We start from the raw sequence: 25347 nt of genomic DNA, 5'->3' as shown, positions 1-25347 counted from the left end.
ATTATAGAAAACTATCCGTTTTAATTTTGGATATTGTTTGCCATCAACTCACATGATTTGGTGGCAATCAATGCCATTACTTACAAGTTTGCCGTCTTTTAGCTAGCAATTTTATGGATATTGACAGATTTATGACATATACTTCTTTAATATACTATTGAAATATAGATTTTAATGGCAAATTATTTTGTTGATGGCCTGTTGATGGCACGTAAGTGGCATCTGTAAAAACCTAATAATAAGGATTTTGTTATCCGTGTGCCACATTGCCATTACTTTTACATAAAACTAAATAATTTAAAAATATTATAGAATATCTAAGATATACATCTAATAATAGTTTTTGATTTGAATGTGGCAATGTGGCATTTAATAGTATTATGGATTTATTGTTATTATTTATAAGTCTACTCTATTCAATATACATAATCACAATAAGATAATTGCCGTAAACATACACTTGTCAGGGAATTATCACTATATTAGTGTTATTATTTAATACAACCTAAATTAATAACATTTATGAGCAATATTGGATACTACATGAGAACCTCCCATTACCTTCAGAACATAGGAACACAAATTGATAAAATCGAAGATGGTTGGAAGGTCTATGAAGATAAAGGTGTCAGCGGTCGTATCCCATTCCTTGAACGCCCAAGTGGTAAACGACTTATTGAGGATATTGCAAACGGTAAGATTAATCAAGTGATAGTCCTTCGTATCGACCGCCTTGGAAGGGACTTAGAAGACATCCTTAAAACCATTAAAACTATCCATAGCTATAATGTGCCTATCACATCGCAAAATGAGGGTATAACTACTCTTATTGATGGTAAAGAGAGCGTGATGTCTAACTTGCTCATTAATATATTAAGCTCGATTAGTGAGTTCCAATACCACCAAACTAGAGAAAAAACATTAGCAGGAATTGAACGTGCTAAATTAGATGGTAAATATAAAGGACGAAAAATCGGTAGTACAGAAAGTGTTGAGACCTTCTTATCTAAACCAAAAGTGCAAAAGATAATGACATTGCTTAATGAAGATATAGGAATCAGAAAGATTAGTCGAATCGTTGAATGCTCACCTAACTACATATATAAGGTAAAGAATGCCATGACAACTAATCTTTCTGCCTAATTAAATCTGATTAATCTTTACATCCGTTATTGTAGGTTCGAACTCTCGACTGAACCTCTGAATACTTTTGTTCTTCTTCTTGTAAATACTCCAACAATGCGTGTGAGTGAACGTCTTACCTCTAGGTGTTTTATAGTTGTTCTCAATCAACCAATCCGATATCTGTTTAAAGTTCCATCCATCTTTCTCATGAAACTTACTTATGATATCAAATAGTTCTTGCTGATATGGACTGTAAGTTGATGTCCATAGATTAGATGATGCTAAATTTACAGACATACTAAGTGAGTATATTGGTTTAATAGGTGCTGAGTGTTGTCTCGTTGGAGAACATTTCGTTACTGTAGAGTAGTCTCAGATAACTATTCACACACTAAAGACGCTTTAAAGCTTCTAATTACGCAAAAACCACCCATGTTTTTTGTGAATAATTAGCTTTAAAGCGTCTTTTTTTTAGAAATACTTATTATGCGTGCATAATTTATTACTACTTTTTCTAAAAATTTCGTTAAAAAACGTATATTGGCATTATAAATTAACTAAATCTAAAAAATGAGAACAATCCTTTCAATTGTATTTTTGTGCTTTTGCGGAATAACTTTTTCGCAAACAACGATCACAGGAACAGTAGTAGATGATGTAAGTCAGCAACCAATTCCTAGTGCAAACATTATTATTACTGGCACATCAGTAGGAACAGCAACTGATTTTGATGGTAACTTTTCGTTAACGACTGATCAAAATCCTCCTTTCACTATACAAATAAGTAGTGTAGGTTTTGCTTCTAAAGATGTGGAAGTAACAACTAATAAGCAAATTATCAATGTTGTCCTAAATGAAGGAACAGCATTAGACGAAGTAGTAATTTCTGCTTCAAGAACTCCAGAACGTATTTTTGAATCTCCAGTAACCGTAGAACGATTTGGATTAAAAGAGATTAAAAATACTGCATCTGCAGATTTTTATGATGGTTTAGAAAACCTAAAAGGTGTAGATGTTAACACTAATAGTTTAACTTTCAAATCTGTAAATACACGTGGTTTTGCAACTTTTGCAAACACAAGATTTATGCAATTAGTTGACGGTATGGACAATTCTACTCCTGCTTTAAACTTCCCTATTGGTAATTTAGTAGGTATGACAGAAACTGATGTATTAAGTGTAGAGTTATTACCTGGTGCTTCATCTGCTTTATATGGAGCAAATGCATTTAATGGTATTTTATTTATGAGAAGTAAAAACCCATTTGATCATGAAGGTGTTAGTGCTTCTTTTAAAAGAGGTATAACATCTCAAGAAGCTGCAGGAGATAATCCTTACACAGATTTAAGTGTTAGAATGGCTCATAAATTTTCAGATAAATTTGCTGCCAAAATCAACTTTGGTTACCTTAAAGGTACAGACTGGCAAGCGACTAGTGAAGTTGATAAACTTGACCCATCTAGAACAAGATCAAATACTAACTATGACGGAATAAATGTTTATGGTGACGAGGTATCAACTAATATTAGAGCTGCTTCAGGATTAGGTGTCATACCAGATGTGGTAGTAAGTAGAACAGGATATAACGAAAGAGATTTAACACCATACAATGCAGAAAGTGTAAAAGCTGATTGGGGTTTATATTACCGTCCGATTGAAGGAAACAGTTTAGAGTTATCTTATGTTGGTAAAGTAGGAACAGGTACTACTATTTACCAAGGAACAAACAGATACAATATTGATGGTTTTTTCCAACAACAACATAAATTAGAAATTAAAAATGACAACTTTTTTGTTAGAGCTTATGAAGTGTCTGATAAAGCAGGAGATTCTTATGATATGGTGTTTACAGGAATTAACATAAACAGAGCTTGGAAAAGCGATGAAGACTGGTTTGGTGATTACATAGCAACTTATGCAGGAATTGAATTAGGTGGAAACCCATTAGGATTAACTGACCAACAAAAACATGATGCAGCAAGAGCAGCAGCAGACACAGGAAGGTATGAACCAGGATCTCCACAATTTAAAAATGCATTTAACAAAAGTATAAATGATCCAAATTTAGCTACAGGATCAAAGTTTCAAGATGCCTCAAAATATTTCCATAGTGATGCAAATTATAACTTTAGTCACTTAGTGGATATTGCAGATATACAAGTTGGTGGTTCTTACAGAAAATACACACTAAACTCTGGTGGTACTATTTACACAGATGGACAAAGCCCAATTGAATATTCTGAGTTTGGAGTATATTCTCAAATCCAAAAAGATATTGAGTTATCAGAAGAAATGGAGCTTAAATTAACCTTATCAGGTCGTTATGACAAATCAGAATTATTTGATGGTTTCTTCTCTCCACGATTATCTGCAGGTTTAACATTAAACAGAGATCATAATATTAGAGCTTCTGTACAAACTGGATTTAGAAACCCAACAACACAAGATTTATTTATTGGTTTAGATGCTGGTAGAGCAATTTTAGTAGGATCTGCTCCTGACAACTTAAATAGATATACTAGAGATTTTAATGTTAGTTTAGAAGGTCAAACCATGTTTGGACAACCTAGCACAATTACTCAAACAGGTGCTGCAGCTTATAACAACTCCTATTCAGCAAGTTCTGTGACTGCTTTTGCAGCTGCAGGAAACCCTGCTTTATTAACTGTTGCTAATCCTGAAATAATTAAACCAGAAAAAGTAACTTCTCTAGAAGTTGGATATAGAGGTAAATATGAAAGCGTAATCGTAGACGTAAGTGCTTACTATAACAAATACGAAGATTTTATTTCTCAAGAAGTAGTAATAGCTCCTTTATATGGAACAGTAAGTAATGGTGGTCTTGATGATGGAGGTCTTTCTGCTCAAGCCATAGCTAATGGAGATTACCAAGCTTATAGTGCTTATACAAATTCTGATGCAGATGTAAACTCATATGGAGCATCTATTGGGCTTTCAACAAAAGTATTTAATGGGTTTGATTTAGGTGGAAGTTATACGTTTACAAAACAAGATTTTGACCAAGCTGCCAACCCAGATTTTCAAACTAGTTTTAACACACCAGAACACAAATTTAAAGCAACTTTTGGACATACAGATTTATTTGAAAACTTTGGATTTAATATTGCATACAGATTTAGTGATGATTACTTCTGGGAAGCAACTTTTGGAAATGGTATAGTACCAGAATTTCATGTATTAGATGCTCAAATTAATTATGAAGTACCTAGCATAAAATCAATTATCAAAGTAGGAGCTACAAACCTTACAGGTAACGAGTACTTTACTGCTTTTGGTACAGGATTTATTGGATCTATGTACTATGCATCAATAACTATTAATAACTTATAATAATGAAGACTTTAAAAAACATAAAATACATTGGACTTATTGCAATTGCAATTGGCTTCACATCTTGTAATGACGAATCGGATTATGAAGAGTTTTTAGATGTACAACCAGACTCAGGTGTTGTTTTACCAACACTAACTAATGGCTCTGTAGATTTTTCAAAATACGTAGCTTTAGGTGCTTCATTTACTTCTGGATACACTGATGGCGCTTTATTTAAAGCAGCACAAGAAAATTCATTTCCAAACACATTATCTAAACAATTTGTTAAAGTTAATGGTAATGCTATAACACTACCTTTAATGAATGATAATATTGGAGGTTTTGTATTTGGATCAACAGTTGTGGCTAATCCAAGATTATTTTTTAATGGTTCTGGTCCACAAGTTTTACCTGCTACACCAACAACAGATGTTACAACAAGCTTAGCTGCAGATGGTAGCATTTTTACAAACGTAGGTATTCCAGGTGCAAAAAGTACACATATTGATTTTAATGGTTATGCTAGCTTGAACCCATACTTTGGTCGTATAGCTACAAGTCCAACAATTTCAATGTTGGAATATGCAGTTGCTCAAAACCCAACATTTTTTACTTTATCAGAAATTGGAGGAAACGATGTTTTAGGCTATGCAACTTCTGGTGGAGACGGATCTGATCCTATCACTCCTACAGCAACATTTGATTTTGTTTTTACAGATATGGTTAATCAATTAACCGCTGTTTGTCCAAATGGAGTAGTAACTAATGTACCTTATATTACAGATTTACCTCATTTTACAACAGTACCGCACAACCCATTAGACCCTACAAATCCTAGCTTTGGACCACAAATACCATTATTAAACTCTATTTTTGGAGCTTTAAATCCAATATTTAATGCGGTAGATCCAGCTAGAGCAATTGTATTTTCTGAAACATCTGCAAGTCCAGTAGTTATCCATGATGAGAGCTTAGCAGATATTTCAGCAATTATTATTCAACAATTAAATGCAAGTCCGACCTTCCCAGGATTTATAGCTCAGTTTGGTTTACCTGCATCTGCAGCACCATTAGTTGCAAATTTATTAGGTGCAACTTATGGACAATCAAGACAAGCTACAGAAGCGGACTTATTAGTATTACCTAGCTCTTCAATTATAGGAACAGTTAATACTGCTAATGTCGCTGCATTAATGGGACAGGGTTTACCACAAGCTTTAGCAGGACAATTCTCTGTAGAAGGTGTTAGTTTACCTTTAGCAGACAAATGGGTGGTTTTACCAACAGAACAAGCTGAAATCAAAACTGCAACAGACGCTTATAATGCTACTATTTCAAGTGTAGCCAACTCTAAAGGTCTAGCTTTAGTAGACTTAAATGCTATTTTAAGTCAAGCCTCTGTAATGGGAGTAGAATTTGATGACTATAATTTAGCGACCAATTTAGTTACAGGAGGTTTAGTAAGTTTAGATGGTGTGCATTTAACAGCAAGAGGATACGCATTAATGGCTAATAAATTTTTAGAAGCAATAGACGCAACTTACGGATCAAACTTTGTTGCTTCAGGTAATGTTGCTAAAGCAGAAGACTTTGGTGTAACATATTCTCCAGCACTACAATAAAAACAAAAATTATATAAATTATAAACACCTGTTATTCTGTGTTAAGATAGCAGGTGTTTTTTTATAGATAAAAAAGGAAATCCTCCTTTTTTATCTATAAAAAAACACCTATCTTTGCACGCGAAAACAGAAGGTGTTTTCTTTCAATTAAATACCATAATATTAAATAGATAAGTAATGTCAAAAGTTACAGGTAAAGTTGCTCAAATAGTAGGTCCAGTTATCGATGTAGAATTCGCTGCTGGTTCTGAACTACCAAAAATTTACGATTCATTAGAAATTATCAAGGCTGATGGTTCAAAATTAGTATTAGAAGTACAATCTCACATTGGTGAGGACACTGTACGTACAATCGCTATGGATTCTTCAGATGGTCTTAGTAGAGGAACAGAAGTTATTGCTACTGGTGCTCCAATACAAATGCCAATTGGTGGAGATGTTTACGGACGTTTATTTAACGTGATTGGAGATGCTATCGATGGTTTAGGAGATTTACCAAAAGCAGGAGATGCAGGATTACCAATACACAGATCTGCTCCAAAATTTGAAGATTTATCAACATCTACTGAAGTATTATTTACAGGTATTAAAGTAATTGACTTAATTGAGCCTTATGCAAAAGGAGGTAAAATTGGATTATTTGGTGGTGCAGGAGTAGGGAAAACAGTATTAATCCAAGAGTTAATTAACAACATTGCAAAAGGACACGGAGGATTATCTGTTTTTGCAGGAGTTGGAGAAAGAACACGTGAAGGTAACGATTTACTTCGTGAGATGTTAGAGTCAGGAATTATCAAGTATGGTGATGACTTTATGCATTCTATGGAAGAAGGCGGATGGGATCTTCAAAAAGTAGATAAAAACATAATGAAAGAGTCTAAGGCTACTTTCGTATTTGGACAAATGAATGAGCCACCTGGAGCTCGTGCTCGTGTAGCACTTTCAGGATTAACTATAGCAGAATACTTCCGTGATGGTGCTGGAGAAGGACAAGGAAAAGATGTACTTTTCTTCGTAGATAATATCTTCCGTTTTACACAAGCTGGTTCTGAGGTATCTGCATTATTAGGTCGTATGCCTTCTGCAGTAGGTTACCAACCAACATTAGCAACTGAAATGGGTGCAATGCAAGAGCGTATTACTTCTACTAAAAGAGGTTCTATTACATCTGTACAAGCAGTATATGTACCTGCGGATGATTTAACGGATCCTGCACCAGCAACAACGTTTGCTCACTTAGATGCAACAACAGTATTATCTCGTAAAATTGCAGAGCTTGGTATTTATCCAGCTGTAGACCCATTAGATTCTACTTCTAGAATTTTAACTGCTGAAATTTTAGGTGATGAGCACTATAACTGTGCACAACGCGTAAAAGAGTTATTACAACGTTATAAAGAATTACAAGATATTATCGCCATTTTAGGTATGGAGGAATTATCTGAAGAGGATAAAATGGCTGTTGGTAGAGCAAGACGTGTACAACGTTTCTTATCTCAACCATTCCACGTAGCGGAACAATTTACAGGTCTTAAAGGTGTTTTAGTAGACATTAAAGAAACTATTAAAGGATTTAATATGATTATGGATGGTGGTTTAGACCATTTACCAGAAGCAGCATTTAACCTTAAAGGATCTATTGAAGAAGCTATCGAAGCAGGAGAAAAAATGCTTGCTGAAGCTTAATCTAAAAAATTAAAAACATGCATTTAGAAATTGTATCACCAGAAGCAACATTATTTAAAGGAGAAGTAACTAGCGTTACTGTTCCTGGAGTAAATGGTGACTTTGAAATGTTAAACAATCACGCACCAGTGGTGTCTTTATTAAAAGAAGGAACCGTTAAAATAGCTGGTAATATTGTACTAGATAAAGAAGTAAAAGATCGCTTTACAACAGGCGACAAAAACACAACTTTATTAAAAATAAACTCTGGTACACTTGAAATGAATGGAAACAAAGTAATAATATTAGCTGACTAATATTATTATAAATAATAACAAAAAAACGCGAAACATATGTTTCGCGTTTTTTTTTGTTTAATACTATACTTTAAAACCTATCATACCTTTTTTATAACATTAGTGACAATACCCCAAATTAAAAAGTTATTATCCTCGGTTATTTTAATAATAGGATAGTTAGGATTTTCTGGTTGCAACCATACTTCGTCTTTTGACACTCTTAACCGTTTAACAGTAAATTCACCATCTAAAAAACAAACTGCAATTTTATTATTTGCAGGTTCTAAACTACGATCAATTACTAACAAATCGTTATCGTCTAATCCTGCTCCAATCATGGATTGACCACTTACTTTAGCGTAAAAGGTAGCTTCTTTATTTTTTACTAACTCTTCATCTAGAGACAAACGCTGTTCCTTAAAATCTTCGGCAGGCGAAGGAAAACCTGCTGATATACCTGTATCAAAAAATTGTCCTGCCGCATTATCTACAGCATCTGGTGTAAAGAAGGTTAAACTTCCGGATTTATGTGCTATCATAGGTTTTTACTAAAATCAACAATTATTACTTAACTGTTACTATTATTATTTTACTACTATTATATCGTTAATATTTGTGGTGTATCTAGGTGATAATCTATCTTGACGCATCTTCCATGTACGCTTTAAGTCTTGATTAGCTATCCTAATTTTATTATTTTTATACTTAGCATTCAGACTATCTATAGACTTCATTAATGGTTGATGTTTAGGATTTTCAGCATCAAACAAATGCAACTGATGATTATCTATTGGTACTAATCCTGTAACAATAACACCAGCTTTTTTATATTGTATTCCTTTTTTAAAGATAGACATTAATGCGCTAATTGCACAATTACTTATAATTAAAGAAGAACTTGTTGGATAGGTCAAATTAACACTGGTACTAGTACGATGCTGTTCTAGTTCTTTTTTATGCTTATCACTTTTTAACATAACTATTATTACGTGACAACTAGAACCTTGTTTTCTTAATTTTTCTGCACAACTAACTGCAAAAGTAGACACTCGTTCTTTAATATATTCTATATCAGAATAACTATAATCAAAGCTACGTGTAGTTGCAATCATCTTTTTTTGAGTAATTATTTCGTCTAACTTTAAAGTTGGAATCCCTTCCAAATCGCGTTTTAACCTAGCCTCTACTACCGAAAAGTTTTTTTTAACCCAAACATCTGGTAATTGTGTAAAATCAAATGCAGTTTTACAACCCTTTGTTTGTAACCGTTTAGACAACTGCCTTCCAACACCCCAAACATCATCAACACTAAGCCATTTTAAGGCTTTTATACGTTTCTCTTCTGTATCCATAACATAAACACCTTTAGTTTGATTAGGATACTTTCTAGCAATCTTATTAGCGACTTTACTTAAAGCTTTAGTTGGTGCTATACCTACACATGTTGGTATACCTGTCCATTTTAAAATTCGTGATTTAATTTCTAATCCGTATTTAGTTAAATCGTAATTATCAAATCCTTTAAAGTACAAAAATGATTCGTCTATACTATACACTTCAACTTCTGGAGAGTATTGCTTTAAAATAGACATAACACGACTACTCATATCTCCATATAATGGATAATTTGAGGATAAAACGGTAACGTTATTAGCTTTACAAAAGGATTCCCATTTAAAAATTGGTGCTCCCATTGGCAAACCCAACGCTTTAGCCTCATCACTACGTGAGATAACACAACCATCATTATTACTTAAAATAGCGACTGGCTTTCCTATTAAATTAGGGTTAAAAACACGCTCGCAGGAGGCATAGAAAATATTACAATCTACAAGTGTAAACATATGTGTAAAATTAGGTAAAATGTTTGAATTATTGTAAACAAAAACTTTGTGAAATGTTAAAGTTTTATTGATTGTAACTATCTAATTGTACAGCAACTATATAATTAGTCTTCTATATACCCTAATATATCTGCAGGTTGACAGTCTAATGCTTTGCAAATAGCTTCCAAAGTAGAAAAACGTATGGCTTTAGCTTTACCTGTTTTAAGTATGGATAGATTAGCTGTGGTTATACCAACAATTTCAGCCAACTCGTTACTTTTAATGTTTCGCTTTTCTAGCATTATGTCCAAATTTACTATAATAGGCATAAGCTATATGGTTAGGTCGTTTTCTTGTTTCTGCTTAAAAGCTGCCAAAAATATTTTACTAAAACTGATTAAAATAATTCCAATAAAAACAACTATTCCAACATTAAAAACATGTTCTTTAAGACCTACGACACCGAAGAGATAAATACTAATACTATAACCAATTAATACATACCCACTCTGGGCCAAATATTTACAGTTATCTAAACTAAAATAATTAGAATTATTAATATTGCTCAAAAATTTATTATATAGATAAATAGCATATACTATTAAAAAACTCAAAAGAAATCTTAAAGTTTCAATAACAATTTGTAACAAAAATCTTGGTGTAGAACTTCGTAATGACTGATTTGTATTGCTTTCATCAAAAAAAGCGTATACCCATGGTTCAAAAAAATTAAATCCTTTTTGAACAACCCAAAGTGATAACACTACCAAAAATAAGCGTTGAGATCTTACTAGCTTTTTAATTTTCATAATTATATGGTTAAGTCATTTTCTTGTTTTGCAAACTTAGCGACCTTAAACACTTCGCTTAGTACCATAAAAAATAAACCAAAACAAAGCATTATTAAAAAAGAACTAAAACCAATTTCAAGCTCTAATTTCTGTTTGTACAAAATTTTATAAATAAAAGTTGGGACACCTTGCAAAAAAGCAGCAACCACTAACCAAATACCAATGTTATTTAGATTATAGATAACTACATTGTCAAACAAATTAATTTTACTAAAGTACCTCAAGACCTTTTTAAATAAAAATACACAATACATTAAAATTAAATAAGAACACATTAAGGTAATTAATATAGCTTTACTTAACCTATCAAAACTCTTAATTTCAATGCCATTCATTTTTATAGGAAATCCATCCAAACTATTATCAAATATTACAAACCCAATAAAAATAAGTAATATAGGAATTAATGGAAGTGAGACTATCCAAAAAAAGTCTACTATGGCTTTTAAAATACTTAATTTTCTCATAGTTATTATCGTTTAACAATAACAAATATATTAAAATTATCGAAAAACAATAATTATTTTCTTTAATTTCATTTTAAAAATGAAACCAGACGTCGTATATTTAACACAAACATCAAATCAATAGTCTATGTCTCAAACCTTTAAAACTATAGCTAAATTTCAATATACAGCTGAAGCCCAAATAATAAAAGGACGATTAGAATCTGAGGGTATTGAAGTCTTTTTAAGTGACAATATCACTATTGACACAGATCCTTTAGTTAGTAATGCTATTGGAGGCGTTAAGCTTAAGGTTTTATCTACAGATGCTATGCAAGCGCAACATATTTTAGAAAGTATTAATAAATACTCTATTGATGATGAAGGCAAGGCAATACACTGTCCAAATTGTAATAGTACTAAGGTCGCGATGTTTTCAACCATTAAAGATTTTAAATCTTTTTTTGCTTTTATCTTTGGATTTATTTCTGGTACACTTCCCTTCTACTCTAAAGACAAATACAGATGTGCTAATTGTAACACGGAATTTGATATTAAATAGATTTTTTTTAAATGAAATATACCGTAGACTACATTAAAAAAGTACCAATATGGAAAACCATCCTTGGTATTACAACTGCAATACTATGTTTGTACATTGTATTTTCAGGACTAATATATGGCATTGTCCCGATAGCATTTAGCATTTTATTATTACAAACGGAAGGCTGTCAAATAGATTTAAAATCTAATACCTACAGAAAAACTTATTCTATATTAGGTCTTAACTTTGGTAAATGGCTACCACTTCCAAGAATAGATTATGTTTCTGTTTTTTCAACTAAAATAACTACAGCGGTTTGGGTTAGTGCAGCATCCACAAACATTACAGAAAACATTTATGCTATCAATCTTTTTTGCACGAATAATAAAAAAATTGAAGCTAGCACTACACAAAACAAAGAAGAAGCCTTTAATCTTGCCTTACTACTTGCAGATGCCTTAAACGCCAACATGCTTGATGCAACCAAAGCAGGCGACTTTAAGTGGATGGATAAAAAGCAATACAGAGATCATGGCACAATAGTTTATACAGATTAATTAATCGATGGATGCTTTAGCGCATCAAAACAACGTTTTAAAATATTGACAATGGTTTCAATTTCAGTCTCGTTTAAATGCCCAAAACCCAAACGTATAGCACAAACAGTTTTACTTTGATACAAGATGGTTTTTGGCAAAAACAAATCATGTTTTTTTGCTTTTTCGGCTAATTTTACAAGTGATAGACTAGTCTTAAAATTTATCCAAACCGCTAAACCTCCTGCAGGAACTTGCCAAGTGGCATCATCCTTAAAATAGGTCGTTAAACAAGCACATAAATAATCACGTCGTTGCTTATAAATAGTAACGTTTTTTTTAATTAACCTATGTATTTCTCCTTCAGATATTAGTTCCGTAAGGATTTGCTTTTGGATTAAATCGCCTTGTTTGTCTAAAATTTGAAGATAATTTTTAGCTTCGTTTATAATATTTTTTGGAGCCACTACAAACCCTATTTGAAAACTAGGAAAAAAAGATTGTCCTAAACGTCCTAAGTATATAACTACGCCTTCTGCATCTGCACTAGCCATAGGTAACATAGCGGATCCTTCAAACTGAAAATCGTAATCAAAATCATCTTCAATTATAGCAAAATTATAAGCTTTAGCTAATTGCAATAATTTTAAACGTCGCTCAGCTGTCAATGTCACTGTTGTTGGATATTGTCTATGTGCACATACATACACACATCTTATACTGTTTTTAGTAAAGTTTTTTTCGATAAAATCCACATCAATACCATGTGCATCCACAGGAATGGTAATTAAATTTGCGCCTGCTTGCTGAAAAATCATATTAGATTTATAATGACTTAAATTACCAACAAGTACGACATCCTTTTGTTTTATTAATAGTTGAGAAATAATATATAAACTCATTTCTGTACTTCGTGTACTTACTATATTATTAGGTTTTATATAAAATCCTCTAGTTGCATTTAAGTAATTACACAACTGAATATTAAAAGTTGTATAGGATTGTTCTTGTGTTTGATTCCATTTAGAAATTAAAGATGAGCGCTTCATTGAAGCGCTATACCATTTAGAAAATTGATGCGTTGGATGCAATCTTAAATCAGGTTGACCATCATTAATCACATAATTACTTACAGAAAACTCTTCGGTTGAAGCTAAATTAAAAGACGATTGAAACGGAAATCCTGCTGTTTCTGGATACGTTTTTAATTGCTCTACACCTTGTAAAACGCCTTTTATGGCAGCAGTTTTTCGTTCTGGCATTAGCACAAAGGTGCCTTTATTAGCTACAATATCCACCCAACCTTGTGAGGCAAGCTCGTCATAAACCGCAACAGCAGTGTTTCTATTTATAATAAATAAGTCACCAAATTTTCGTGTTCCTGGTAATGCTGTTCCTTCTGGTAAATAACCACGTTGAATGGCATTTATCATTTGTTGGGCTATCTGAATATAAATCGGAGTATTGGGCGATTTCTCAAAATAAATTAACGTTTGTAATATGTCTTCAACCGGACTACTCATTGTTTTAAAACTGGACTACTTTAGTAATCCGGAAAGTTACGAATTTTGCACTACAAAAAATGCGAATATATTTTATTATGAAATTTACTTACTTATTTACCCTACTTGGTCTATTATCTATATCAACACACGCTCAAGATTTAGAGCAACAACAGCAATTAGACTCTGTGATTATTACATCTTCTAGAATTGAGCTTCCTTTTAAGGAAAACTCAAGAACTATTACTGTTATTTCGTCTTCAGACATAAAAAACAGTGCTGCAACCAATGTTGCAGATCTATTACAACAGGTTGCAGGAGTTGATATTAGACGTCGTGGGACTGCTGGTAGTCAAGCCGATTTATATATTAGAGGTGGTGGTTTTGACCAAACACTATTATTAATTGATGGTATAAAAATGGACGATGCACAAACTGGTCATCACACCATGAATGCAGCCTTACCTATTGAGGTTATTGAACGTATCGAGATTATAAAAGGTCCTGCTGCTAGAGTATTTGGTCAAAATGCGTTTACTGGAGCAATAAATATTGTAACTAAAAATAATGTAGCAAATACGGTTTCGGCAAATTTAGAAACCGGTTCTTTTGGTCAATTAAATGCAGGTGTTACTGTTGGCACAGCATTAGACAACTCGTCACACATTATTCACGTAGGCAAAATGACATCTGAAGGTTACCGAAACAACTCAGACTACGACAATACTAACTACTTTATAAAAAGTGTGTTTAACAAAAAAGCGCAAGCTATAGAGATGATTACAACTTTTTCTGACCGTAAATTTGGAGCAGAAAACTTTTACACGACCAATCCAGCATTTAATGAGTACGAAGAAACCAAAAACAGTTTAATCGGGTTTACAACAACTTTTAATACAGATAAATTTAAAATCAAACCACGTATATATTGGAAACGTAACGAAGATTTGTTTTTACTAAAACGAGAAGATCCTACATTTTTTAGAAACCTACACATTACAGACAAAATGGGAGCAGAAGTAAATGCGTCTTACACCTCAACAGCTGGTGTTACTGGTTTTGGTGTGGATGTTTCTAAAATATACATTAGAAGTAATAATTTAGGAAATCGTAATCGATTTATGACTAACCTATTTTTAGAACACCAATTTAAATTATTAAAGGATAAACTAGATATCACTCCTGGAATTGCAGTAACGTACTTTTCAGATTTTAAATTTCATGCCTTTCCAGGATTAGATCTTGGTTATCAGGTTAACGACAACGTAAAGCTTTACGGAAACATTGGTTATACTTACCGTATCCCAACCTATACAGATTTATTCTATAATGATTTTAGAACCTCTGGAAACGCAAATTTAGAGCCTGAAGAAGCGTTTGCACAAGAGCTTGGTATTAAATACAACACTAATAATTTTTCAGGTTCGATAGCTTTATTTAACAGAGATGCCAAAAACCTTATAGATTTTATAAGACCTAATGCTACTGAAACTATTTATACAGCGACCAACATTGCAGAAGTTAACACTAAAGGGTTAGAAGTAGATGCGTCTTACAATTTTAAAATCACAGATTTTAATCAATCCTTAGCTGTTGGATACACCTTTTTAGAAGATAATATTTTAGATCAAAATAAAGAATTATCACGTTATTCTTTAAACACTTTAAAACATCATTTTACCACACGTTTAAGCACGCAATTATTTAAAAATGTTAGACAAAACATAGTCTATAAACATGCTGAGCGCACAACAGGACAAACCTATAATGTTTGGGATGCCTCTTTAATTTTAACGGTCAAACAATTAGAATTTACTGCTACAGCAAGTAATATTTTTGATGCAGATTATATCGAAACTGGCTTTACACCAATGCCTCCAAGTAACGTGCTATTTGGTATGCGTTTTAACTTTAACTAAAGTGTAACACAAACATTTATACTTTTTTTGGTAACGTTTTATTAACTTTGAACCCTAATTTTAATAATTTGAGTTTAAACCTTCAAGACATACCAAGAGTTAAGACAATAACTAAACAGGAGTTTATTAAAAACTATTTTAAGCCTCAAAAACCTGTTGTTATTGAGCAATTTATTACGGATTGGCCTGCATATTCTAAATGGAATTTAGAGTACATGAAAACGGTTGCTGGTGACAAAACAGTCCCTTTATACGATGATAGACCTGTCGACCATAAAGATGGGTTTAATGAGCCACACGCTAAAATGAAAATGAGCGACTATGTTGATTTGCTTAAACGCGAGCCTACAAAATTTAGAATATTTTTATGGAATATCTTAAAAGAAGTCCCTGAGCTTCAAAAAGATTTTAGCTTTCCAAACTTTGGTTTACGTTTAATGAAGGGATTGCCTATGCTTTTTTTTGGAGGTCGTGACAGCTATACTTTTATGCATTATGACATAGATTTAGCCAATATTTTTCACTTTCATTTTGAAGGCGAAAAGCAAGTTATTTTGTTTGACCAACAACAAAATAAGCATTTATATAAAGTCCCATACGCTTTAATTACAAGAGAAGATATAGATTTTTCTAATCCAGATTTTACAAAATGGCCTGCTTTAAAACATGCTAAAGGTTGGCAGTGTCAATTAAACCATGGAGAAGTTTTATACATGCCAGAAGGCTATTGGCATTATATGCGCTACATAACACCAGGTTTTTCTATGAGCTTGCGTGCAATAGCCAGAAATCCAAAAAATTTAAGCAAAGCAGTATACAATGTCTTTATAATGCGTAATTTTGACAACTTAATGCGACGTATTAAAGGTCAAAAATGGATTAATTGGAAAAACAATAAAGCCATAGTTAATACAAACAAAAACTTTAAAGCAAATTAAAATGAAAAGAGGATTACTTTTATTAGCTGTATTACTAACAATGGGTGCAGTAAACGCTCAATCTTTTGAAGGAAAAGGCGATCAAAAATTACAAATCGGAGCAAACTTTCAGGATAACGTTAACGGTATTACTGTTACTTACGACTATGGTCTTGGCGAAAACATATCTGTTGGAGTTGTAACGGGTTACGCTTTAAACTTAAACAATGGTTTAAATGCAGATTTTGCAGACCGTTTTGAGTTAGAAGGACGTTTTAACGCTAACTTAGGAAGCGTTTTAAATATTAGTGATAATTTTGATTTATATCCTGGTATTAGCTTAAGCTTAAAAAACTTTGGTGGACATTTAGGGATGCGTTACTTTTTCTCTAGTGGTTTTGGAATTTTTTCAGAATTTGGAACAACGTTTGCCAAATACAATTCGGATACTTTAACTCCAGCCGAAAAAATTCATAATCAATTTACCGTAAATGTTGGTGCTGTATTTAACCTATAGTAAACAACTTAATCATAATAAAAAACCTTTTAGTGTTATACATTAAAAGGTTTTTTTATACTCTATTTTATCAGCTCATTGGCTTTATCATAAACCAAATGATTTTCCCACCCACGATACAATAAATAGTCAATAAGCTTCTTTTTTTTCTTATACTTATCGGTTTCTTTTAAAGATTCAGCTTTTTTTTCGGCTAAATCATTAAAAACTCCGATGTACTCCGCTTCGTCAATTTCTCTAAATGCTTGATTTACATTATATTTGGATATATCCTTTTTCTTTAATTCGAGTAAAAGTCGACGACGACCCCATTTTTTGATTCTAAACTTACCTCGAACAAAAGATTTAGCATAACGTTCTTCGTTAAGAAAATTGTGATCCATAAGGTGTACCATTATAATATCTGTTGCTTCAGGTATCATATGCATACTTTTTAATTTTTGTCTAACCTCTTGGTGACAACGCTCTTGATACGCACAATAATGCTCTAGCTTTTTTTTAGCTTCGTCTACAGTAAAAGTATTAGTTACATTCATGTGCTAAAAATAACATTATAATAATAAACTTTAAAGATTAACATGATGGTACGTTATTATTTTTGTTAAATAATTTGACTATAACACATTAACTAGCTGCTTGCCCAAATCCCTTTATTATGAAAAAATTCCTACTCACTCTACTACTACTATTTTCAGTCACCTTTACTTTTGGTCAGATAAAAATATCTGAAGTAAATTTTGAAAATCCTGGTGGCTACTCAACAAGTGTCCCAGAATTCACAGATGGAGGCACAGACTATTTTACTAGAACCGATGGTAGTAACATCGGAGGAGCAATCAATTTTACTAATATTCAGGGTAATTATTATTTTGGTGTGCAAGATACAGATGGAGATGGTGGTCCAGCAAATCTAACACTTAACCTTAATAATATTGATGTTTCAGGATTTACAAGTTTAGAGTTTAGAATCCATATTGCAGAAGATGACGATGGTAGTAATCAAGATTGGGATGCTAATTCATACATGCACATAACCGCTTCAATAGATGCAGGAGCTAATGAAAACTTAATTTGGATAGAAGCTGCAGGAGGAACCAACACGGAACCTAGATTAGATACAAATTTTGACGGAACAGGTGACGGAATTACTGTTACCGATACATTTGCTCAATTTACAAATACCATTTCAGGGACAGGTAATTTGTTAGATATTGAAATCGAATTTAATAACCTTCTAAATGGAGATGAAGACATCGCTATTGACAATATTGAAATTTGGGGAATCCCTACAGGACCAACAATTGTATTAAATCCAACAGCTTTAACAGGATTAGACTACACACTTGGAGCTGGTCCATCTGCAGAGCAAACGTTTACTGCTGAAGGTTTTTTACTAACCTCAAATTTAGTGTTAACTGCACCAACTAATTTTGAAATTTCAACAACTTCAGGTTCTGGTTTTGGCACTACAGTAAGTTTAGTTCCAACAACAGGCACAGTCGCTTCTACCACAATTTACACACGCTTAATTTCTGGTTTGACAGTTAACACGTATTCTGGTAACATTACAGCTACCAGCGCATTGGCAACAGATAAAACCGTTGCACTATCTGGAGACGTTTTAGCACCTTTAGCAGAGGTTGTTATTACTGAATTATCTTACAACTCCTCTGGCACTGATGATGAGTGGATAGAAATATGTAATGTTTCAGGCAGTGCACAAGATTTAAGTAATTATATTGTAGATAACGGAAGTGTATTGTTTACTTTTCCTGCTGCTACAAGTATTGCAAATGGTACGTGTATCACTGTATCATTAGGTAGTAATGGAGATGGTGTTTATAATAATGATTGCCCTTTCACGCCAAATTATGGTATAGGTGCTTCGACAAATAATACAAATAATCTTAATAATACTAGTGATACCATTTTCTTATATGCTGCAAATGGAACCTCTATTGTTGACTCTGTAACTTACAACAGTACTGATGGCGCAAATAATAATGGTTCAACATTACATGTCATTGACGCTTCTCTAGATAACTCTAATACTGGTAGTAACTGGCAAGAAGTTGCAACAGGTGGTTCACCTGGAGCAAACACTTTAATTTCTCCTTGTTCTATTCCAGAATTACAACTTGTTGATGCCTCTAATACTGACCAAGCTTGTGGTTACGCTATAGCTTTTGGATCACAAGCCACAGGATTTAACACAGACATTAGTTTTGATATTGACAATGATGGTACTTTAGATTTAGATATCGCTTCCTTAGTACTAAGTGGTACAGACGCAACTAGCTTTAGTATTGTCACGCCTGCAACACCTTTTACTGTTACAGCAGGTAGTACGCAAACTGTAACTGTTAGATTTACGCCTACGACTATAGGTGTTAAAAACGCTACACTTACAATAAACAACAATGATGCAGATGAAGGCACTTGTACTATTTTACTACAAGGTACTGGTACTACACCAGAACAAGAGATTAATGTAGAAGGAAATCTAGGAGCCTTTCCAGATATTGCCAATGGAGATAGTACACCAAGCAGCTTAGACAACACATTATTTGCTGCTCAAAATATAGGAAGCGCTCAAACCAAGTCTTACAGAATTCAAAATATTGGAACAGCTAACTTAGATATTTCAAACATAACTGTTGGAGGAGTAAATCCAGGTGATTTTACCATTAGTTTAAATCCTGCACCTTTTACAGTAACACCAGGTCAAAATCCACCAGGTATTTTTGAAATCACATTTTCACCTTTAGCTTCTGGGACCAGAACAGCTACCATTACAATTACTAATAACGACTTAGACGAGAATCCTTTTACGTTTATGGTACAAGGTAATGGATTATGCAATCCTGGCAGTATAACAATAGTACCAACATCTGGTCCAGAAAACACCATTGTAACAGTGACTGGTACAAATTTAACAACAGCAACAGCTACTGTTAGTGGACTGGCTGCTACAGTTAGTAATCTTTCTGCTACAACAATGGAGGTTACTATTCCTACAGGAGCCACATCAGGAATTATTGAAATCACTGATGATTTAGGTTGTCCTGCAAGTACAGCATTTACAATAATTGACAATTCAGGAAGCTGTGGTAGTACTACAGGATTAATGATGACTGAAATCTATGACAATTCATCAGGATCCCTAGGTTATATAGAAATTTTTAACGGAACAGGAACTACTGTCGATTTAACCTTATATGAAATTAATCGTTTTGCAGATATAGCTTCCGCTTCCTCTTCTCATTCCTACACCTTTCCTGCTTCAGGAACAGGAAGTACAATAGCTGATGGTCAAGTATTAGTAGGAAAGGTTAGTACAGACACAGGAAGTGCACATGATTTTATCTTTGGTGGCTCTACAGCAGGATTTAATGACAACGATAGGCTTGAGCTTACCCTAATAGCAACAAGCGTTGTTGTGGATGACTTCCATGACACTCTGGTTGGCGCTCCAGGCTATGTCTATAGAAGAAATACTGACGTTGTTAGCCCAAATACTGCATTTGATGCTACAGAATGGACGACTGCAACCTCAGGAGACACAAGTGGCTTAGGTACTTTTGTTATTCTTAATAATGCACCTACAATAACTTTACAGCCTCAGGATATAGATAATTGTAACGACGCTATTGTATTTACAGCAGCAGCAACACCAGGAAACTCAGGAACGTTAACATATCAATGGTATTATAACGATACGGTTTCTAATGGGTGGACTAGTGTGGTTAGTACCTCTTTTGCTCCAGGGACAGTAACAGGAGAAACCTCAACCACATTATCAATCACAGGAGCAGACCTACAAGGTTACCAATTTTATTGCGAGGTGACTGAAGATGCATCATGTAGCACTGCCACAAATGCAGCACGTATAAATGTAGGCACAACAACATGGACTTTGGGCGCTTGGGACAATGGTGCTCCAGACTTAAACACCAAAGTAATTATAAACGACAGTTATGACACTGCGACCTTTGGTAGCTTTAGCGCATGTTCATTGACTATTAATAGCAATCCTTCTGGAACAGAGTTTAGATTAACCGTAAATAATAACACTTACGTGGAAATTGAAAACGAAGTTATTGTTGACGGAGAATTATATGTCGAAACACAAGGAAACTTTGTGCAGAATAATGATGCAGCAACATTTACATTAAGTCCTAGTGGAGTAGCTTTAGTTAATAAACGTACAACACCACTTAATAGCGTTTATGAATACACCTATTGGAGTTCGCCAGTGGAGAATACTACCATAGGACAAGGTTTAGCTTTTGCAAATCCAAGTAGACGCTATGTATTTAATGCTGTAAACTTTTTAGATAATTTAACTGAAATCAATAACACCAATACTTTTACTCCTGGACCAGACGGAATTGATGACGATGGAAATGATTGGGCATTAATCCCTGGAAGCACTGTAATGACTCCAGGTGTTGGATACATATCTATGCATTCGCCAATTGGTTTTTCTGTCGGTTCTCAATACACTTATACTTTTGAAGGCGCTTTTAACACCGGAATTATTTCTAGTCCAATTGCTTATAATGGTGCAAATGGAGATGAAGACTGGAATTTAATTGGTAACCCATATCCATCTGCAATAGATGCTAATGCGTTTTTAAATAACAATTCTGCCTCTATACAAGGTGTCGCTTATTTATGGTCACACAATACACCTGCAAACGCAAATGCAAGCGGAAATGAAGGTGCAAACTTTAATAGTAGTGATTATGCCATTATTACAACAGGAAGTGGTAATACTGCTGGTGGAGACGGTATTATCCCAACCAGTTATATTCCGTCTGGTCAAGCCTTTTTTGTACAAGGTATTGCTAACAGTAGTGTCACTTTTAATAATAGTTTACGTACTGCAGATGCAACAAGTAATAGTCAGTTTTTTAGGACTAACAATACATTAAGTAATAGACTTTGGATTAACCTAACATCAGACACAGGTGTGTTTCATCAAATATTAGTAGCCTATGTAAATGGAGCAACCAATGGAAAAGACAGTAAAGCATATGATGCTAACAAAACACTTTATAACAATAATGCTGCTGAAATATTCACATCAGTACCAGGAGACTCTGACAAACTAGCAATACAAGGTAAGGCTCCAGAAAGCTTAACTATAGACGAAGTTATACCTGTAGGATTTAACACAAATATTACAACAGCAACAGTATACACATTTTCAATTGCACAATTAGAAGGAGATTTTTTAACAAACAATACCGTTTATTTAAAAGACAACTTATTGTCAAGTATTCACAACTTATCAAATAGTGATTATAACTTTACATCACAAACAGGAACATTTAATGATAGATTTGAAATTGTTTTTAAAGACACTAGCTTATCTGTTTCAGAAGAAACAATATCCGAACAAAACATTTCGATTATTGAAAACAGAAATAATGATATTACATTTAACTTAACAAGTAAAAACTTAACTATAAAGGCCATTAAAATATATGATGTTTTAGGAAGATTATTATATGACTTAAAAGGAAATTCTAACACCGAAACTTATAATTTATCAAACCTTAGTCAAGCATCATACATAGCACGCATACAATTAAGCAACGGACTTATAATTTCTAAAAAAGCTATCAAACAGTAATAATAGTTTACACTTTATCACTAAAAAAAGAACTTCAACTAATAAAGTTGAAGTTTTTTGTTATAAAAAGGTCTACAACCTATATTTAACTTGCTATAATCTTTTTAAAAAACCCTCAATGCAAGCTAAATCTTTACTTTTAATAGTTTCCTTACTTACCGTTTCACTAGGTTTATCTCAAACTAAAATAGCAGAATTAAATTTTGAAACTCCTGGTGGTTACACTACCAATATTACCGAATTTACAGACAATGGTCGCGACTACTTTTTAAGAACAGACGGAACAGACTTTAACAATGGTCCAAACGGAGTCTTATTTAATAATTTACAAGGTAGCTTTTACTTTGCAGCACAAGACACAGATGGTGAAGGAGCTCCTTTACCTGCTATACTGTTTATTGAAAATATAGACATAACTAATTATACAAACTTAGAATTTAGAGTACACTTAGCCGAAGATGACCAAACTACTAATGGTGGAACTAGAACAGAGCATTGGGATAATAATGACTATGTAAGATTTACATACCAAATTGATAATAGCGGAACCAGCTCTAATTTATTATGGATAGAGAATGATAATGGTGGCGCAAACAGAGCGCCTTTAATAGATACTGATTTTGATGGTATTGGTGATGATGTAGCAATTACAGATACTTTTACACAACATACTAGACCAATTACTGGAACTGGTAACCTTTTGGATATTGAAATTAGATTTAGGCTTAATCAAGGTCAAGAAGATATAGCTATAGATAACATTGAGATTTGGGGAACTCAAAATTGCACCTCTGTAGTGACTTGGGATGGCACAAATTGGTTACCAACAACGCCAAACAGATCTACTACTGCAATATTAACTAGCAATTACAATACTAGTACTGCAGGTCAACCCAGTTTTACTGCTTGTAGTTTAGTTGTTAATCCAGGTGTTACCCTTACCGTTTCTCCAAACGAGTATGTAGAAGTTATTACAGATGTAACTAATAATGGGCGTATAGCTATTCAAAACACAGGATCTTTTGTGCAAGTAGACAATACAGCAACTTATGATGATTCTAGTAGCAGCTTTTTTGCAACAAATAATGCTGCTGAAGTAGATAGAAGCACGTCATTTATTAATGAATGGTATGAATATACTTATTGGAGCTCTCCTGTTGCTAACGAAACTTTTGGTAATGCCTTATTTCAATCCAGTCCTTTTAGACGTTTTGAGTTTAATGCAGCAAATTTTGTAGACTCGCAATACGAAACAAATAATGATAATACACTAGTTAATGGAGCAGGAGTTGATGGCATTGACGACAATGGAGATGTTTGGTTTTTAAAAAGCTCTAGCGATATAATGACGCCAGGCGTAGGCTACACAGCAACACACTCTCTAGATGCATTTATATTTGGACCCAACAATTACACGTATACTTTTAGAGGCACTTTAAACAATGGAAATATCACTGTTCCGGTTGAAAGAAATGATACCGAAACAGATGATACCAACTGGAATTTAATAGGTAATCCGTATCCTTCTGCTATTGACGTTGATTTATTTTTTGCTGAAAATAATTATGCATCCAATCCAACTAACGGTAAATTAGATGGTATACTATACCTTTGGTCACATGCAACTGCTCCAGATGGTACAGCTAATGGTAATCAAGCATTAAATTTTTCATTTAGTGACTATGCTAGAATTAATGGAACAGCAGAACTTGCTGGTGGCGACGGAATTACGCCTACTAGACACATACCTTCTGGTCAAGGTTTTTTTGTAACATACTCAGACAATCCTGCATCTACAACTGGCACTGTTACTTTTAATAACGCAATGCGTGTTACAAATAGTAATACTCAGTTTTTTAGAACATCTAACACAAATTTTGCTACAGCTTCAATTATAAATAACAAATTGTGGTTAAATATGACAACAGATACTGGTTTGTTTAACCAAACTGCTATTGGTTATGTACCTGGTGCTACTGCAGATAATGATGGTGCCTATTATGATGCTGAAAAAATTGGAGCAACCATAGGTGATTTTTCATTTTACTCAGTTTTACCAAATAATTCAGAAAAACTTGCTATACAGGGTAAATCACCTAGCGATTTAGATATATATGAAACTATCCATTTAGGGTTTTTCAATAATATAAACACACCAACGACGTATACAATATCTATTAATCAATTTCAAGGTGAATTTTTATCAAATAACACAATCTATTTAAAAGATAATCTTACAAATAATTATCATGATTTAAATGCTGGTGATTATTCATTTACTGCAGACACAGGAGTTTTTAATGATAGATTTGAAATTGTATTTAATCAAGCTAGTCTTTCTATTGATGAAGCTGTTTTAGCTTCTGATGAATTAATAATTTATGAAGACAATAATGATAATGTCACTTTTTCATTAGATAGTAATGACGATAGGATACAATCCATAAAAATTTATGATATGTTGGGTAGAGAATTATTCAATTTAAAAGCTGAAAGCAATACACAAACATACAATCTATCTAATCTTAACAAAGCTACTTATATTGCTCAAATACAACTAAGCAATGGCACTGTACTAAGCAAAAAAGCAGTGAAAAAATAAGC

Annotated in this window: 19 protein-coding genes; 12 read left to right on the top strand and 7 right to left on the bottom strand. The window is 33.3% G+C overall.

All coding sequences use genetic code 11. The annotated features are described in order from the left end of the window. The first annotated feature begins 522 nt into the window (after window positions 1–522). The 5 genes from M890_RS16175 (at window position 523) to M890_RS0113290 (ending at window position 8062) form a co-directional block, all read left to right on the top strand. Entirely contained in the window at window positions 523–1143 is a 621-nt protein-coding gene (locus tag M890_RS16175; protein WP_084553683.1) for a recombinase family protein, read from the top strand. 552 nt (window positions 1144–1695) lie between these two features. Next, on the top strand, window positions 1696–4476 hold the full coding sequence (locus M890_RS0113305) for a TonB-dependent receptor (RefSeq protein ID WP_028284013.1): 2781 nt from the start codon (window positions 1696–1698) through the stop codon (window positions 4474–4476). 2 nt (window positions 4477–4478) lie between these two features. Then, window positions 4479–6080, top strand: a complete 1602-nt coding sequence (locus tag M890_RS0113300) for an SGNH/GDSL hydrolase family protein (protein ID WP_028284012.1) — start codon at window positions 4479–4481, stop codon at window positions 6078–6080. Between the two features lie 177 nt (window positions 6081–6257). After that, on the top strand, window positions 6258–7766 hold the full coding sequence (gene atpD, locus M890_RS0113295; protein ID WP_028284011.1) for a F0F1 ATP synthase subunit beta: 1509 nt from the start codon (window positions 6258–6260) through the stop codon (window positions 7764–7766). Window positions 7767–7783: 17 nt separating this feature from the next. Continuing rightward, the gene (locus M890_RS0113290) at window positions 7784–8062 is read left to right on the top strand and encodes a F0F1 ATP synthase subunit delta/epsilon (RefSeq protein ID WP_028284010.1); all 279 of its coding nucleotides are present in this window, start codon (window positions 7784–7786) and stop codon (window positions 8060–8062) included. Window positions 8063–8142: 80 nt separating this feature from the next. Here the strand turns inward: M890_RS0113290 and M890_RS0113285 are convergent, their stop codons facing one another. The 5 genes from M890_RS0113285 to M890_RS0113265 form a co-directional block, all read right to left on the bottom strand. Then, on the bottom strand, window positions 8143–8583 hold the full coding sequence (locus M890_RS0113285) for a LexA family protein (RefSeq protein ID WP_028284009.1): 441 nt from the start codon (window positions 8581–8583) through the stop codon (window positions 8143–8145). A gap of 45 nt (window positions 8584–8628) precedes the next feature. Beyond that, window positions 8629–9888 (bottom strand): Y-family DNA polymerase, encoded by a 1260-nt coding sequence (locus M890_RS0113280; protein WP_028284008.1) that lies wholly within the window; start codon window positions 9886–9888, stop codon window positions 8629–8631. Window positions 9889–9992: 104 nt separating this feature from the next. Beyond that, window positions 9993–10199 carry a helix-turn-helix domain-containing protein gene (locus M890_RS0113275; RefSeq protein WP_028284007.1) on the bottom strand — a complete coding sequence of 69 codons (207 nt, stop codon included), beginning with the start codon at window positions 10197–10199 and terminating at the stop codon, window positions 9993–9995. 3 nt (window positions 10200–10202) lie between these two features. Next, window positions 10203–10679 (bottom strand): DUF2975 domain-containing protein, encoded by a 477-nt coding sequence (locus tag M890_RS0113270; protein WP_028284006.1) that lies wholly within the window; start codon window positions 10677–10679, stop codon window positions 10203–10205. 2 nt (window positions 10680–10681) lie between these two features. Beyond that, entirely contained in the window at window positions 10682–11188 is a 507-nt protein-coding gene (locus M890_RS0113265) for a DUF2975 domain-containing protein (RefSeq protein WP_028284005.1), read from the bottom strand. 127 nt (window positions 11189–11315) lie between these two features. On the opposite strand from M890_RS0113265, the gene M890_RS0113260 reads away from it, so the two are divergent. Further along, on the top strand, window positions 11316–11729 hold the full coding sequence (locus tag M890_RS0113260) for a putative signal transducing protein (protein ID WP_028284004.1): 414 nt from the start codon (window positions 11316–11318) through the stop codon (window positions 11727–11729). A gap of 11 nt (window positions 11730–11740) precedes the next feature. Then, on the top strand, window positions 11741–12268 hold the full coding sequence (locus M890_RS0113255; RefSeq protein ID WP_028284003.1) for a hypothetical protein: 528 nt from the start codon (window positions 11741–11743) through the stop codon (window positions 12266–12268). Here the strand turns inward: M890_RS0113255 and M890_RS0113250 are convergent. After that, window positions 12265–13770 carry an aminotransferase-like domain-containing protein gene (locus tag M890_RS0113250; RefSeq protein ID WP_028284002.1) on the bottom strand — a complete coding sequence of 502 codons (1506 nt, stop codon included), beginning with the start codon at window positions 13768–13770 and terminating at the stop codon, window positions 12265–12267. The two genes, M890_RS0113255 and M890_RS0113250, sit on opposite strands and share 4 nt — an antisense overlap. 77 nt (window positions 13771–13847) lie before the next feature. Between M890_RS0113250 and M890_RS0113245 the strand changes: the two genes are divergently transcribed. The 3 genes from M890_RS0113245 (at window position 13848) to M890_RS0113235 (ending at window position 17102) form a co-directional block, all read left to right on the top strand. Then, on the top strand, window positions 13848–15668 hold the full coding sequence (locus M890_RS0113245; protein ID WP_028284001.1) for a TonB-dependent receptor plug domain-containing protein: 1821 nt from the start codon (window positions 13848–13850) through the stop codon (window positions 15666–15668). A 68-nt stretch (window positions 15669–15736) separates the two neighbouring features. After that, window positions 15737–16606: a cupin-like domain-containing protein gene (locus M890_RS0113240; protein WP_028284000.1), complete on the top strand. Its 870-nt coding sequence runs from the start codon at window positions 15737–15739 to the stop codon at window positions 16604–16606. Window position 16607: 1 nt separating this feature from the next. Beyond that, window positions 16608–17102, top strand: a complete 495-nt coding sequence (locus M890_RS0113235; protein ID WP_028283999.1) for a DUF6646 family protein — start codon at window positions 16608–16610, stop codon at window positions 17100–17102. 62 nt (window positions 17103–17164) lie between these two features. Here the strand turns inward: M890_RS0113235 and M890_RS0113230 are convergent, their stop codons facing one another. Beyond that, window positions 17165–17638, bottom strand: a complete 474-nt coding sequence (locus M890_RS0113230) for a regulatory protein RecX (protein ID WP_028283998.1) — start codon at window positions 17636–17638, stop codon at window positions 17165–17167. A 119-nt stretch (window positions 17639–17757) separates the two neighbouring features. On the opposite strand from M890_RS0113230, the gene M890_RS0113225 reads away from it, so the two are divergent. Next, window positions 17758–22743 carry a RemA C-terminal-like gliding motility protein gene (locus M890_RS0113225; RefSeq protein WP_028283997.1) on the top strand — a complete coding sequence of 1662 codons (4986 nt, stop codon included), beginning with the start codon at window positions 17758–17760 and terminating at the stop codon, window positions 22741–22743. A 118-nt stretch (window positions 22744–22861) separates the two neighbouring features. Beyond that, window positions 22862–25345 carry a RemA C-terminal-like gliding motility protein gene (locus tag M890_RS0113220; protein ID WP_028283996.1) on the top strand — a complete coding sequence of 828 codons (2484 nt, stop codon included), beginning with the start codon at window positions 22862–22864 and terminating at the stop codon, window positions 25343–25345. Window positions 25346–25347 lie beyond the last annotated feature (2 nt).

Origin of the sequence: Olleya marilimosa CAM030 (assembly GCF_000518485.1) — a bacterium.
GTDB lineage: Bacteria > Bacteroidota > Bacteroidia > Flavobacteriales > Flavobacteriaceae > Olleya > Olleya marilimosa.
This window is presented reverse-complemented; position numbering and strand designations above follow the sequence as displayed.

Bases quoted from the DNA above. Each gene is read 5' to 3' on its own strand.
- M890_RS0113255 (WP_028284003.1), top strand. From the start codon at position 11,741: ATGAAATATACCGTAGACTACATTAAAAAAGTACCAATATGGAAAACC.
- M890_RS0113225 (WP_028283997.1), top strand. From the start codon at position 17,758: ATGAAAAAATTCCTACTCACTCTACTACTACTATTTTCAGTCACCTTT.
- M890_RS0113275 (WP_028284007.1), bottom strand. From the start codon at position 10,199: ATGCCTATTATAGTAAATTTGGACATAATGCTAGAAAAGCGAAACATT.
- M890_RS0113270 (WP_028284006.1), bottom strand. From the start codon at position 10,679: ATGAAAATTAAAAAGCTAGTAAGATCTCAACGCTTATTTTTGGTAGTG.
- atpD (WP_028284011.1), top strand. From the start codon at position 6,258: ATGTCAAAAGTTACAGGTAAAGTTGCTCAAATAGTAGGTCCAGTTATC.
- M890_RS0113290 (WP_028284010.1), top strand. From the start codon at position 7,784: ATGCATTTAGAAATTGTATCACCAGAAGCAACATTATTTAAAGGAGAA.
- M890_RS0113245 (WP_028284001.1), top strand. From the start codon at position 13,848: ATGAAATTTACTTACTTATTTACCCTACTTGGTCTATTATCTATATCA.
- M890_RS0113305 (WP_028284013.1), top strand. From the start codon at position 1,696: ATGAGAACAATCCTTTCAATTGTATTTTTGTGCTTTTGCGGAATAACT.
- M890_RS0113285 (WP_028284009.1), bottom strand. From the start codon at position 8,583: ATGATAGCACATAAATCCGGAAGTTTAACCTTCTTTACACCAGATGCT.
- M890_RS0113300 (WP_028284012.1), top strand. From the start codon at position 4,479: ATGAAGACTTTAAAAAACATAAAATACATTGGACTTATTGCAATTGCA.
- M890_RS0113220 (WP_028283996.1), top strand. From the start codon at position 22,862: ATGCAAGCTAAATCTTTACTTTTAATAGTTTCCTTACTTACCGTTTCA.
- M890_RS0113235 (WP_028283999.1), top strand. From the start codon at position 16,608: ATGAAAAGAGGATTACTTTTATTAGCTGTATTACTAACAATGGGTGCA.
- M890_RS16175 (WP_084553683.1), top strand. From the start codon at position 523: ATGAGCAATATTGGATACTACATGAGAACCTCCCATTACCTTCAGAAC.
- M890_RS0113260 (WP_028284004.1), top strand. From the start codon at position 11,316: ATGTCTCAAACCTTTAAAACTATAGCTAAATTTCAATATACAGCTGAA.
- M890_RS0113280 (WP_028284008.1), bottom strand. From the start codon at position 9,888: ATGTTTACACTTGTAGATTGTAATATTTTCTATGCCTCCTGCGAGCGT.
- M890_RS0113265 (WP_028284005.1), bottom strand. From the start codon at position 11,188: ATGAGAAAATTAAGTATTTTAAAAGCCATAGTAGACTTTTTTTGGATA.
- M890_RS0113230 (WP_028283998.1), bottom strand. From the start codon at position 17,638: ATGAATGTAACTAATACTTTTACTGTAGACGAAGCTAAAAAAAAGCTA.
- M890_RS0113250 (WP_028284002.1), bottom strand. From the start codon at position 13,770: ATGAGTAGTCCGGTTGAAGACATATTACAAACGTTAATTTATTTTGAG.